Raw genomic sequence first — 12,735 nt, 5'->3', positions numbered from 1 at the left:
AGGGCGGGCCGGCCGCGCGAGACCCTTCGCGCGGCCGGCCCCGCCGCGTCCGTGCCTCAGCCCGTGGTCGCCGCGCGCGGGGCCAGGCCCGCACGGTCGAGGGCCCGGCCCATCGCCGGGAGGTCCGGGGCGCTGCCGTCCTCGGGGGCGGCGTGGGTTTCGAGCAGCTCCGGCGTCAGGCGGTGGGCCTCGGCGTGCGCCAGCAGGGTCTCGGCGGCCTCCTCGTCGTACCGGACGTGGTCGGCGAGCAGGCCCAGGGCCTTGCCGCGCTCCACGAACCGGCTCATGCCGCAGTCGAGACCGTCGTCGTCCAGGTCCTCCGGGTACGGCGCACGGGCCCAGGCGCCGTTCTCGTACCAGTAGACGCAGCCCAGTTCGTTCCCCGCGAGGCGGTCGCGCAGCTCCTCGTACGGCAGCCACTCGGGGCCGCCCGCCAACATGTCGACAGGCGGTTCGTGCCACTTGCAGCCGCTCGACTCGTCCTCGCCGAAGAGCACCCAACGGCCCTCGCCGAACCGGGAGAACGTCCACCAGGTGCAGCCGCAGTCGTCGAGGTGGAGTCCCTCGTCGTCGATCCAGTGCCCGGTCCGGTAGCGGGTGCTCTCCTCCGCCTCGGTGGTCGCCTCCAGGACGGCCACCAGGGCCCAGCGCGCCCACAGCAGCTCGGGGTCGGGCAAGTCTCCGGGGAGGCCGGGCCGTTGAATCGTCATCTCTGCTCCGGAACGTCGGTCACGAACGTGCGGGGCGACCGTATCGCGCGGCGACGACGGGCCAGCGCAGCAGGGGGACGCACAGGGCGACCGAGGCCAGGACGTCCAGCGGCCAGTGGTAGCCGCGGAGGATCAGGCCCGCGCCCGTCAGGGCCGTCAGGAGGGCGGCGAGCGGGATCAGACGGTTCGAGACGAGGAAGGCGGCGCCGACGTACGCCACCATCGCCGTCGCCGTGTGGCCCGAGGGGTAGTAGCCGGCCGCCCAGGGCTCCAGCGGGCCGGGGCGGGCCGTCCACTCCTTCAGCGGGATCACCAGGAGCGGGACGAGGGCCATCGTGGCGCCCGCGCACAGGGCCTGGGCGCGCCGGCCGCGCCAGGCCGCGTACGCCATCGCGCAGGCCAGGACCGGGAGGGCGACCGTCATGTTGCCGAGGTCCGCGCCGAGTTCGGAGAGGCCGCGCGGGACCAGGTCGACCAGGGAGCGCGAGACGCGCTCGTCCAGACGCGCCAGCGGGCCCTCCACCAGGACCTGCCAGGTGAGGACCGCCAGCGCCACGACCGAGAGGAGGACAGCCGGACGCCCCGGAACAGGGGGGGTGGTTCCGGGGCGTCCGAGGTGACCGGACTGCCGCGCGCCCCGGGGGGTGTGGGGCGGGCGGGCGTCCGATCGGTGAGGAGTTCCGGAGCGCGAGGCTCCAGTGGTGTGCGCCAGGGCGCGAGCAGGACGGGGCTGGGGAGGCTCCGGCCTGTTGTCGCCCGCAGTCTCCTGCGAGCGGGGTGTTTCTCTCATCTGCAGAAACCGTACGGCAGACGGCAGGGGACCGACAGCCGGATCTCCATCCCGCCATCGGCCCCCCACACTCTCTTCACACCGCGTCTGATCGGATCAGATCTGGCCGAACGCGTTCTCGATGATGTCGAGACCCTCGTTCAGGAGGTCGTCGCCGATGACCAGCGGCGGCAGGAAGCGGAGCACGTTGCCGTAGGTGCCACAGGTCAGGACCAGCAGACCCTCGGCGTGGCAGGCCTTCGCGAGCGCGCCCGCGGCCTCGGGGTTCGGCTCCTTGGTCGCGCGGTCCTTGACCAGCTCGATGGCGATCATCGCGCCGCGGCCGCGGATGTCACCGATGGCGTCGAACTTCTCCGCCATCGCCGACAGACGGGCCTTCATGACGGACTCGATGTGCTTCGCCTTGGCGTTGAGGTCGAGCTCCTTCATGGTCTCGATGGAGCCGAGCGCGCCGGCGCAGGCCACCGGGTTGCCGCCGTAGGTGCCGCCGAGGCCGCCGCCGTGCACGGAGTCCATGATCTCGGCGCGGCCGGTGACGGCGGCGAGCGGCAGACCGCCCGCGATGCCCTTGGCGGTCGTGATCAGGTCCGGGACGATGCCCTCGTCCTCGCACGCGAACCACTGGCCGGTGCGGCAGAAGCCGGACTGGATCTCGTCGGCGACGAAGACGATGCCGTTGTCGTTGGCGAACTTCACGATCGCCGGCAGGAAGCCCTTGGCCGGCTCGATGAAGCCGCCCTCGCCGAGCACCGGCTCGATGATGATCGCGGCGACGTTCTCGGCGCCGATCTGCTTGGTGATGTTGTCGATCGCCTGGGCGGCGGCCTCGGGGCCGCAGTTCTCGGCGCCGGTGGGCCAGCGGTAGCCGTAGGCGACCGGCACGCGGTAGACCTCGGGGGCGAACGGACCGAAGCCCTGCTTGTACGGCATGTTCTTCGCCGTCAGCGCCATCGTGAGGTTGGTACGGCCGTGGTAGCCGTGGTCGAAGACGACGACGGCCTGGCGCTTGGTGTACGAGCGGGCGATCTTGACCGCGTTCTCGACGGCCTCGGCGCCCGAGTTGAAGAGCGCGGACTTCTTGGCGTGGTCGCCCGGGGTCAGCTCGGCGAGGGCCTCGCAGACCTCGACGTAACCCTCGTACGGCGTCACCATGAAACAGGTGTGCGTGAAGTCGGCGAGCTGCGCGGCGGCGCGGCGCACGACGGCCTCGGCGGAGGCGCCGACGGAGGTCACGGCGATACCGGAACCGAAGTCGATCAGGCGGTTGCCGTCGACGTCCTCGATGATGCCGCCGCCGGCCTTCGCGGTGAAGACGGGCAGCACGGAGCCCACGCCGCCGGCCACGGTGTCGAGGCGGCGGGCCTGAAGCTCCTGCGACTTCGGGCCGGGAATGGCGGTGACGACGCGCCGCTCCTGCGGGACAGCGTTCATGCGGGGCTCCTGGGGTGTTCTGGACGCTCTTGTGGGTTTCTTCCGCAGGCTAGGCGCGCCGGCGGGGCACGGGCATGCGCCGATCGGGAGTGTTGCGGGGTGTGTCGTTGTCCGGTGTGGACATGGCGGCGGGGAAACCGCTCCGCGCCCGGCCCCGCCCACTAGATTGACGGTGGCACAGATGCGGCGACCTGGCTGGTCAGGGGGCAGGGGTTTCATGGAGACCGAAGGCACGTACGAGTCACGCGACACCCGGGGGAGCGGCGAGCCGCGCGAGCCCCGGGGAGGCGCGGTTCCGCGCCCGGCGGGGCCGTCCGGGCCGCCCGCACCGGCCGGCCCCCCGCCCCAGGCGCCTCCCACGCGCGGGGCCGCCGCACCGCCGCCGCCCGCCCACGCGCCCAGCCGGCTCGGGGTCGCCGAGTGGCTGCGGATCCCGCGCCCCGCCGCCGCCCCCGGCATCTGGCGGCTCGGCCACCGCGAGCGGCCCGAGACGGAGCCCGATCTCGTCCCCGGCCGCCAGCTGATCACCGGCGCGCTCGTGGCGTACCTCTGCGGCTGGCTCCTCTGGTCGCTCCTCTGGAACGGCTATCTGGAGGGGTGGTGGATCTTCGTGAACGACTGGTGGCTGCTCCCCATGCTCTGGCTCGTCCCCGACGAGTGGCGCAACCCCGCCAGCCCCGACTTCGAGGTCTATGTCGGCGCCACCTACCTCTGGTACGCGATCCTCCTGACCCTCTTCGCCGTCGGCTTCGGCCGCATCGGCAACTGGCGCGAGATCTGGCAGCGCTTCGGCGTGCCCATCTGGCCGCTCTTCGTGCTCCTGCCGGGCGTCTGGCGCGACATGCCCCGCACCGTCACCTGGCTGACCTGGGTCTCGAACCTCTACTACGTCCTCCTCTTCGCCGCCCTCGTCGCCGCCGTGGGCCGGGCCGGCGCCTGGCCCGCCGTGCGCCGCAGGATCGGCGGCCCCGACGGGACGAAGGCCCCCGCGCCGCCCCCGCCGGCCGCCGACCCCGCCGGCTGGCCCGAGCTGCGGGAGGCCGGGCTGCCCGAGGCCGCCGACCGGCTCGCCGAGGCCACCCGGCAGGGCACGCTCGGGGACGTCGACTACGCCCGGATCCGGCGCGCCTGGCAGGGCGTACGGACCCGGCCCGAGCGGCTCGCCGCGTTCACCGAGGCCGTCCGCACCCGGGGCGCCGCCGCCTGCGGCCACCCCTCGGGCCTGCGCGACCTGCCCGTCCGTACCGCCACCCACGACCTCGCCACCGGCCAGGTCCTCATCGGCACCGCCGCCGACCACCCGCGCAACCCCTACGCCCGGCGCACCACGGGCGTCGCCCTGGAGCCGGCCGTGCTCGGGACCTCGCTGCTCGCCGTCGGGCCCGCGGGCACCGGCAAGACCGTGCGGCTCGTCCGGCCCGTCGTCGAGGCGCTCTGCCTGCAGGCCCTCGCCAACCGGGCCGCCGTCGTCGCCGTCACCGACCGGGGCGCCGGCATCGGCCCCGACGACTCCTTCGATGTCGTCGTCTCCGTCGGGCGGCCCGGCTCCACCCACGACCTCGACCTGTACGGCGGCTCCGACGACCCCGACGAGGCCGCCCGGATCCTCGCCGAGGCGCTCGTCGGGGACCTCGCCACCGACAGCCGCCGGGCCGGCACCGCGCTCGCCCAGCTGATCGGCCCCTTCCGGGCCGCGTACGGCCGCTTCCCGGGTGTGCCCGAGCTGCGCGAGCTGCTCGCCGGGACGCCCGAGTCCCTCGGCGCGCTCCGGGCCGCCGTCGCCGACGACCCCGCCCAGCTGCGCGAACTCGACGCGCGGCAGCGCCAGGCGGACCGCGGCGACGAGGCCGGCGTCCTGCTCGCCGAGCGCATCGCCTTCCTCGACCGCCCTGCCTTCGCGGGCTTCTTCCGCACGGAGGGGAAGCCGGCGACGGAAGACGACCGGCCGCAGTTCTCCCTCCGGGCCGTCGAGCATCCGCTCCGGGTCCGGGTGGACCTGCCCGAACGCGGGCACGCCGAGGCGTCCCGGATCGTCTCCCGGCTGCTCCTCGCCCAGTTCGCGGAGGCCGCCCTCGCCCGCCGCGACCGCTCCCTCTTCGCCTGCCTGGTCCTCGACGACGCCACGTACACCGTCACCGGCGACTCCGTACGGGCCCTGCAACGGCTGCGTTCGGCCAACGCGGGCGTGGTGCTCGCGCTGCGCAGCCTGGAGGACGTGCCGGAGTCGCTGCGCGGTCCGCTGCTCGGGGCCGTCGGCTGCCGGATGGCGTTCGCCGGGATCGCGCCCTGGGACGGCGGCCGGTTCGCCGAGACCTGGGGCACCGAATGGGTGCAGACCCGGGACGTCACCAACCGCCAGATCATCTCCGACGAGCCGCTGACCAAGGCCCTGCACTTCATGCGCCGCCTGGTGACCGGCCGGGCGGCGACCGCGGAGGCCGTGACCGTACGCGAGGTGGAGCGGGAGCGCTGGTCGGCCTCGGACCTCGCGCACGCCGTCCCCGCAGGCCACGCCGTGCTCTCCCTGACCCATGTGCGTGGCGAGCACACGCCACCGCTCCTGGTGGATCTGCGGGGCTGACGGGGCGCCCGGGGCCGCGCCGCGTGGCCGAGTCGAGCCGAAGCGGTCGCGCGCGGGCCCTGGCACAATCGAGGGCGCCGCTCGGCTGAGCGGCGACCTCCCCTCCCCAAAGGTCCGACGGTCCCCAATGCCGCCCACCCTCGCCTCCCTCGCCCAGCACTCGGCGCTCAAGCTCACCGTCCGCGCGGGTGAGGACCGCCTGGACACCCCCGTGCGCTGGGCCCACGTCAGCGAGCTCGCCGACCCCGTCCCGTACATGGAGGGCGGCGAACTGCTGCTCACCACCGGGCTCACCCTGGACGCCGAGGACGCGGAGGCGATGCGCCGCTACGTCCGCCGACTGCTCGGCGCGGGCGTCGTCGGGCTCGGCTTCGCCATCGGCGTCAACTACGACGACATTCCGGCCGCGCTCGTCGAGGCGGCGGGCGCGGAGGGGATGCCGCTGCTCGAAGTACCGCGCCGGACCCCGTTCCTGGCCATCAGCAAGGCGGTGTCGGCGGCCATCGCGGCCGACCAGTACCGGGCGGTCACCGCGGGCTTCGAGGCCCAGCGGGAGATGACCCGGGCTGCCCTCGCCGAAGGCCCGGACGCCGTCGTCGCACGGCTCGCGGCGCACGTGGACGGCTGGGCGGCGCTGTACGACACCTCGGGAAGCGTCCTCGCCGTGTCCCCCGAGTGGGCGGCGCGCCGGGCCGCCCGGCTGACCCCCGACGTCGAACGGCTCCGGGAGCGGCCCGCGCCCGCGAGCGCGGTCGTCGGCGGCACGGAGGACCGGGTCGAGCTCCAGTCCCTGGGTACCGGGCGGCGCGTCAGGGGAGCGCTCGCGGTCGGCACGGGCGCGCCGCTCGGGACGGCGGAACGGTACGCCGTGCACTCCGCCATCGCCCTGCTCACGCTGACCACCGAGCGCTCGCGCTCGCTCCAGGCGGCGGAGGCGCGGCTCGGCGCCGCGGTGCTGCGGATGATGCTGTCCGGCCAGCCGGACCACGCGCGGGCGGTGGCGGGCGATCTGTACGGCGGGTTGCTCGACGCCCCCTTCCGGCTCCTCATCGCCGAACCGGCGTCGGGGGACCGGGAGGGCGAGCCGCCGCTTCCGGAGCTGGCCGAGGCTCTGGAGTCGGCGGCGGCGCGCGCGGGCGAGACGGTCCTGACGGTCCCCGAGGGCGAGGAGCGCCTGCTGGTCCTGGCCGGGGACGGCGGGGCGGTCGTCTCGGCCTGCGAGGCGTACACCGAACGGGACGCCGAGGAGGCCGGCGTCGTCGTCGGGCTCTCCGCCCCCGCGGGCCCGATCGCCGCGGCCGCCGCCTACAAGCAGGCCGAGCAGGCGCTCTCGGTCGCGCGGCGGCGCGGCAAGGCCCTGGTCGAGCACGAGGACCTGGCGGCGGGCTCGGTCCTGCCGCTCCTTGCCGACGACGCGGTACGCGCCTTCGCGGACGGCATGCTGCGCGCGCTGTACGAACACGACGCGACCGGCCGCGGCGACCTGGTCGCCTCCCTGCGTGCCTGGCTCTCCCGGCACGGCCAGTGGGACGCGGCCGCGGCCGACCTCGGCGTCCACCGACACACCCTGCGCTACCGCATGCGCCGCGTGGAGGAGATCCTCGGCCGCTCCCTCGACGACCCGGACGTCCGCATGGAACTCTGGCTCGCCCTGAAGGCCACGAACGCAACCCCGGACGACCACTGACCGGCAGGGCCTGAGGCCCGGGCGTGGGTTCCCAGACCCCCGGAGCCTGGCGCGCCGAGCCCTGAGCCCCGTGCCTGGTCCCCAAGGGGACGTCCGGCGCGTCCGCACTCCACAACCCGGTCCCCGGGCCCGCAGGGCCATCGGGGCGGCCGGACGCTGGGCCGCGGCGCGTGCCCGCGCCGTGCCGGGGTCCGGGGCGGAGCCCCGGTTCGGGAAGGGGCGGGGTGGGGAAGAGGCCCGCCGCAGGCGCCCCGCACCCGCACCCACCCCCCCCAGTTACGCGCCAAAACCCCGCCCCCCTGCCCGAACTCGGGCAATTGTCTTGGAGATTCGCTCCCGGATTCCCTAATCTCCTGCGCATGACAACCCCCGCCGAACCGGCTCACGAGGTCCGATCCGACACCCCGCACCCGCCGGCCGCTCCCGCTCCCACCCCCCGGCGGATATCCGGTGCCGTGTGGGCCGCCCTCGGGATCGTCTACGTCGTCTGGGGGTCCACGTACCTCGGGATCCGGGTCGTCGTCGAGACGATGCCGCCGTTCCTCTCCGCCGGAGCCCGGTACGTCGTCGCGGGCCTGCTCCTCGCCGCCGTCATCGCCTGGCGCCAGGGGCCTGCCGCGCTGAAGGTGACCCCGCGCCAGCTCGGCTCGGCCGCCCTCGTCGGCGTCCTGCTCCTCGTCGGCGGGAACGCGCTCGTCGTCCTCGCCGAGACCTCGATCCCCTCCGGTCTCGCCGCGCTGCTCGTCGCGAGCGTTCCCGCCTGGGTCGTCGTCCTGCGCGCCGCCGCAGGCGAGCGCCCCGGCCGTGGTGCCTTCGCCGGAGTGGCTCTCGGTCTCGTCGGCCTCGGGGTCCTCACCCTCCCCGGCCTCAGCGGCGAGGTCAGGATCGGCGGCGTCGCCCTCGTCGTGGTCGCCGCGCTCCTGTGGTCGATCGGGTCGTTCGCCTCGGGGCGGCTCACGATGCCCGCCAACCCCTTCACCGCCAGCGCGTACGAGATGCTCGCCGGCGGTCTCGGCGGCCTTGCCGTCGCCCTGCTCCGCGGCGAGCACCAGGGCTTCGACCCTGCCGACGTGTCCACCCGCTCCTGGGTCGCCCTCGCGTACCTCGTCGTCTTCGGGTCCCTGATCGCCTTCACCGCGTACGCCTGGCTGCTCCAGACCGCGCCGCTCTCGCTCGTCGCCACCTACGCGTACGTCAACCCCGTCGTCGCCGTCCTCCTCGGCGCCCTCGTCCTGGGCGAGGCACTGAGCTGGCCCATCGCCGTGGGCGGCGCGGTGGTCGTGGCGGGGGTGTGCCTGATCGTGTCGACGGAACGCCGCCGCTGACCACGGCAGGGCGCGAGGCCCGAGAGCCACCGCGCCGGCTGCCACCCCCGCCCCCGCGGCAGCGGCCTCGTCGAGCGCGTCGGGCCCACCCCGCACCCCCGGCGCGCCAATCCGTAAGAGTCGCCCGCCCCCACCACTCCACACCGCACAAACCACCGCCCGCCCGCTTCGCCCTAACGTGGCACGAGAGCAATCGCTCGCACCCCCGATACGAAAGGGCCGGGACGCAATGACTGCCACCCACGCCTTCTGGCTCGCCGGCCGCGAGGCCACCGGCGAGGCCACCTTCGACGTCACGAACTCCTATGACGGACGACTGGTCGGCAAGGTCAGCGTGCCCACCGAGGCCCAGGTCGAGGAGGCCGTCGCCGCCGCGCACGCCGTCGTCGACGAGTTCGCCGCCACCCCGGCGCACGTCCGCGCCGCGGCCCTCGACCACGTATCGAAGCGGCTCGCCGAGCGCACCGAGGAGATCGCCCAGCTGATCTCCGCCGAGAACGGCAAGCCCATCAAGTGGGCCCGCGGCGAGGTCGGCCGTGCCGTCTCCGTCTTCCGCTTCGCGGCCGAGGAAGCCCGCCGCTTCAACGGCGGCGAGGCCCAGCGCCTCGACACCGAGGCCGGTGGCGTCGGTCGTCTCGCGATCACCCGCCGTATCCCGAAGGGTGTCGTCCTCGGCATCGCGCCCTTCAACTTCCCGCTGAACCTCAGCGCCCACAAGGTCGCCCCGGCCATCGCCGTCGGTGCCCCGATCATCCTCAAGCCGGCCCCGGCCACCCCGATCTCCTCCCTGATCCTGGGCGAGCTGCTGGCCGAGACCGACCTCCCGGCCGGTTCCTGGTCCATCCTGACCGTGCCGAACGACCGCATGCCGGCCCTCGTCAAGGACGAGCGCCTCCCGGTCATCTCCTTCACCGGTTCGGACACCGTCGGCTACGCCATCCAGGAGTCCGTGCCGCACAAGCACTGCACCCTGGAGCTCGGCGGCAACGCCGCCGCCGTCGTCCTCGGCGACTGGGCGTCCGAGCAGGACCTGGAGTGGGCGGCGACCCGTATCGCCACCTTCTCCAACTACCAGGGCGGCCAGTCCTGCATCTCCGTGCAGCGCGTGATCGCCGACGCGGCCGTCTACGACCGCCTCCTCCCGAAGATCGTCGCGGCCGTCGAGGCCCAGGTCACCGGCGACCCGGCGGACGACGCCACCGACGTCGGCCCGCTGGTCAACGAGGACGCCGCCAAGCGCGTCGAGTCCTGGGTGGACGAGGCCGTCAAGGGCGGCGCGAAGCTGCTCACCGGCGGCGGCCGCGAGGGCGCGACCTACGCCCCGACCGTCCTCGCCGACCTCCCGGCCGACGTCACCCTGGCCCGCGCCGAGGTCTTCGGCCCGGTCCTCACGGTCGCCAGGGTCGACGGCGAGGCCGAGGCCTTCGCCGCCGTCAACGACTCGGACTTCGGCCTCCAGGCCGGCGTCTTCACCCACGACCTGCAGACCGCGTTCCGCGCCCACCGCGCGCTCGAGGTCGGCGGCGTGATCATCGGCGACGTCCCGTCCTACCGCGCCGACCAGATGCCGTACGGCGGCGCCAAGAAGTCCGGCGTCGGCCGCGAGGGCGTCAAGTACGCGATGGACGACTACACGTACGAGCGCGTCCTGGTCCTCACGGGCCTGGCGCTGTAACCCGTACGGCACACAAGCCGACGGCCGGAGCCCACTGTGCGGGGGCTCCGGCCGTCCTCGTGTGTCATGGGCGGGCTCGTCGCGTCCGGCGCGCCCGCACCGGCCCGCTCAGTCGCCGGGGGAGTCCGCGTCTCCCTGGTTCCGGCTGCCTCCGCCCTTGCCCGGACGGCGCGCCAGTTCCCCGGCCGCCAAGGTCACCGCCGCCACGCCGCGCACCCAGCGCGGCCCGCCGCGATCCGCCCACACCACGCACACGCACCCGCCGACGGCGAGCACGAGGGCGCCGAGAGTCACCGCAAAGATCATGTTCCCCTCCACACGGTCGCCGCATTCTCTCAGGAACATGCCGGCAGCGCCCCGCGCCCTGTCGTCCGGTCGCCGCTCGTCTTTCCGTACCGCCCGGAATCGGGTACCACGGACAGTAGCCACAAAGGCACCCGACGAGCGGCGAGGTGAGCTCCTCATGTCCGCACCCACCCAGCGGCCCAAGGTCACGGAACGCGAGGCCCGGCAGGTCGCCGAGGCAGCGCGCGAGCAGGACTGGCGCAAACCCAGCTTCGCCAAGGAGCTGTTCCTCGGCCGCTTCCGCCTGGACCTCATCCATCCCCACCCGCTCCCCACCGAGGAGGACGTACGGCGTGGCGAGGCCTTTCTCGCCAAGCTGCGCGACTTCTGCGAGACGCGGATCGACGGCCGGCTGATCGAACGCGAGGCCCGCGTCCCCGACGAGGTCGTCACCGGTCTCAAGGAGATCGGCGCGTTCGGGATGAAGATCGACACGAAGTACGGCGGCCTCGGCCTCACCCAGGTGTACTACAACCGGGCACTCGCTCTCGTGGGCTCCGCGAGCCCCGCGATCGGCGCCCTGCTCTCGGCGCATCAGTCGATCGGCGTACCGCAGCCGCTGAAGATCTTCGGTACGCAGGAACAGCGCGACGCCTACCTCCCGCGCCTCGCGACCACCGACATCTCGGCCTTCCTCCTCACCGAGCCGGACGTCGGCTCCGACCCCGCCAGGCTCGCCACCACCGCCGTACCGGACGGCGACGACGCCTACGTCATCGACGGCGTCAAGCTCTGGACCACCAACGGGGTCGTCGCCGACCTGCTCGTCGTCATGGCCCGGGTGCCGAAGTCCGAGGGCCACCGGGGCGGCATCACCGCCTTCGTCGTCGAGGCGGACTCGCCCGGCGTCACCGTCGAGCACCGCAACACGTTCATGGGGCTGCGCGGCCTGGAGAACGGCGTCACCCGCTTCCACGGCGTCCGCGTGCCGGCCGCGAACCGCATCGGCCCCGAGGGCGCCGGTCTCAAGATCGCCCTCACCACCCTGAACACCGGCCGGCTCTCGCTCCCCGCGATGTGCGTCGGCGCGGGGAAGTGGGCGCTGAAGATCGCGCGTGAGTGGTCGGCGGTACGGGAGCAGTGGGGCAAGCCGGTCGCCCGGCACGAGGCGGTCGGCACGAAGATCTCCTTCATCGCGGCGACCACCTTCGCCCTGGAGGCCGTCGTGGACCTCTCCTCCCAGATGGCCGACGAGGACCGCAACGACATCCGGATCGAGGCGGCGCTCGCGAAGCTCTACGGCTCCGAGATGGGCTGCCTCATCGCCGACGAACTCGTCCAGATCCGGGGCGGGCGCGGCTACGAGACGGCGGACTCGCTCGCGGCCCGCGGCGAGCGGGCGGTCCCGGCGGAGCAACTGCTCCGTGACCTCCGGATCAACCGCATCTTCGAGGGCTCGACCGAGATCATGCACCTGCTGATCGCCCGCGAGGCCGTCGACGCGCACCTCGCCGTGGCGGGCGACATCATCGACCCGGACAAGTCGCTGGGCGACAAGGCGAAGGCGGGCGCGCGGGCGGGCGGCTTCTACGTCCGCTGGCTGCCCAAGCTGGTCGCGGGTCCCGGACAACTCCCGACCTCCTACGCGGAGTTCGGTGCCCTGGCGACACACCTGCGGTACGTGGAGCGGACCTCGCGCAAGCTCGCCCGCTCGACGTTCTACGCGATGTCCCGGTGGCAGGGCCGGATGGAGCTCAAGCAGGCGTTCCTCGGCCGGATCGTGGACATCGGGGCGGAGCTCTTCGCGATGAGCGCGGCCTGCGTACGGGCGGAGTGGCTGCGGTCCTCGGGCGACCCGCACGGCCGCGAGGCCCACGCGCTCGCGGACGCGTTCTGCCGCCAGGCGCGGCTGCGCGTGGAGGAGCTCTTCGGCCGCCTCTGGTCCAACACGGACGACCTCGACCGCCGGGTCGTGGACGGGGTCCTGGCCGGCCGGTACGAGTGGCTGGAGGCGGGGATCGTGGACCCGAGCGACGACGGCCCCTGGATCGCCGACGCCACGCCCGGGCCGTCGACCCAGGAGAACGCCCACCGCAAGATCCCGTAGCGCCGAGCCCGCCGCGCCCGGAGCCCCGCCCCCGGCGCGGCGGCCCCCCCCCCGGGGGCCCGGGGGCCCCCCCCCCCCCCCCGGGGGCCCCCCCCGGCCCCCCCCCCCCCCCCCCCCCCCCCCCCCCCCCCCCCCCCCCGCCCC

The 12,735-nt window shown here is 74.2% G+C and carries 9 protein-coding genes; 5 read left to right on the top strand and 4 right to left on the bottom strand.

Annotation, left to right across the window (positions count from 1 at the left end):
* Positions 1-56: 56 nt before the first annotated feature.
* From ACF09C_RS15965 to gabT, 3 genes are all read right to left on the bottom strand, one after another.
* A complete protein-coding gene (locus ACF09C_RS15965; RefSeq protein ID WP_392092072.1) occupies positions 57-710 on the bottom strand; it encodes a hypothetical protein in 654 nt (217 codons plus the stop codon).
* A 19-nt stretch (positions 711-729) separates the two neighbouring features.
* The gene (locus ACF09C_RS15960) at positions 730-1,500 is read right to left on the bottom strand and encodes a phosphatase PAP2 family protein (protein WP_392092071.1); all 771 of its coding nucleotides are present in this window, start codon (positions 1,498-1,500) and stop codon (positions 730-732) included.
* A gap of 96 nt (positions 1,501-1,596) precedes the next feature.
* Positions 1,597-2,931, bottom strand: coding sequence for a 4-aminobutyrate--2-oxoglutarate transaminase (gene gabT / locus ACF09C_RS15955; protein ID WP_392092070.1), 1,335 nt, complete (start codon positions 2,929-2,931; stop codon positions 1,597-1,599).
* 217 nt (positions 2,932-3,148) lie between these two features.
* Here gabT and ACF09C_RS15950 point away from each other — a divergent pair, with 217 nt between their 5' ends.
* The 4 genes from ACF09C_RS15950 (at position 3,149) to ACF09C_RS15935 (ending at position 10,199) form a co-directional block, all read left to right on the top strand.
* Positions 3,149-5,512 carry an ATP/GTP-binding protein gene (locus ACF09C_RS15950; RefSeq protein ID WP_392092069.1) on the top strand — a complete coding sequence of 788 codons (2,364 nt, stop codon included), beginning with the start codon at positions 3,149-3,151 and terminating at the stop codon, positions 5,510-5,512.
* A gap of 127 nt (positions 5,513-5,639) precedes the next feature.
* Positions 5,640-7,199 (top strand): PucR family transcriptional regulator, encoded by a 1,560-nt coding sequence (locus ACF09C_RS15945; RefSeq protein ID WP_392092068.1) that lies wholly within the window; start codon positions 5,640-5,642, stop codon positions 7,197-7,199.
* A 359-nt stretch (positions 7,200-7,558) separates the two neighbouring features.
* The gene (locus tag ACF09C_RS15940; protein ID WP_392092067.1) at positions 7,559-8,524 is read left to right on the top strand and encodes an EamA family transporter; all 966 of its coding nucleotides are present in this window, start codon (positions 7,559-7,561) and stop codon (positions 8,522-8,524) included.
* A 229-nt stretch (positions 8,525-8,753) separates the two neighbouring features.
* Positions 8,754-10,199, top strand: a complete 1,446-nt coding sequence (locus ACF09C_RS15935; RefSeq protein ID WP_392092066.1) for an aldehyde dehydrogenase family protein — start codon at positions 8,754-8,756, stop codon at positions 10,197-10,199.
* 108 nt (positions 10,200-10,307) lie between these two features.
* Here the strand turns inward: ACF09C_RS15935 and ACF09C_RS15930 are convergent, their stop codons facing one another.
* A complete protein-coding gene (locus ACF09C_RS15930) occupies positions 10,308-10,505 on the bottom strand; it encodes a hypothetical protein (RefSeq protein ID WP_392092065.1) in 198 nt (65 codons plus the stop codon).
* A gap of 157 nt (positions 10,506-10,662) precedes the next feature.
* On the opposite strand from ACF09C_RS15930, the gene ACF09C_RS15925 reads away from it, so the two are divergent.
* Complete coding sequence (locus ACF09C_RS15925) at positions 10,663-12,591, top strand: acyl-CoA dehydrogenase family protein (RefSeq protein WP_392092064.1); 1,929 nt, start codon at positions 10,663-10,665, stop codon at positions 12,589-12,591.
* Positions 12,592-12,735 lie beyond the last annotated feature (144 nt).

The sequence above is a fragment of the Streptomyces sp. NPDC014870 genome (assembly GCF_043081505.1).
GTDB lineage: Bacteria > Actinomycetota > Actinomycetes > Streptomycetales > Streptomycetaceae > Streptomyces.
Note: the sequence above shows the minus strand (reverse complement) of the source record. Positions and strands in the feature narration are given on the sequence as shown.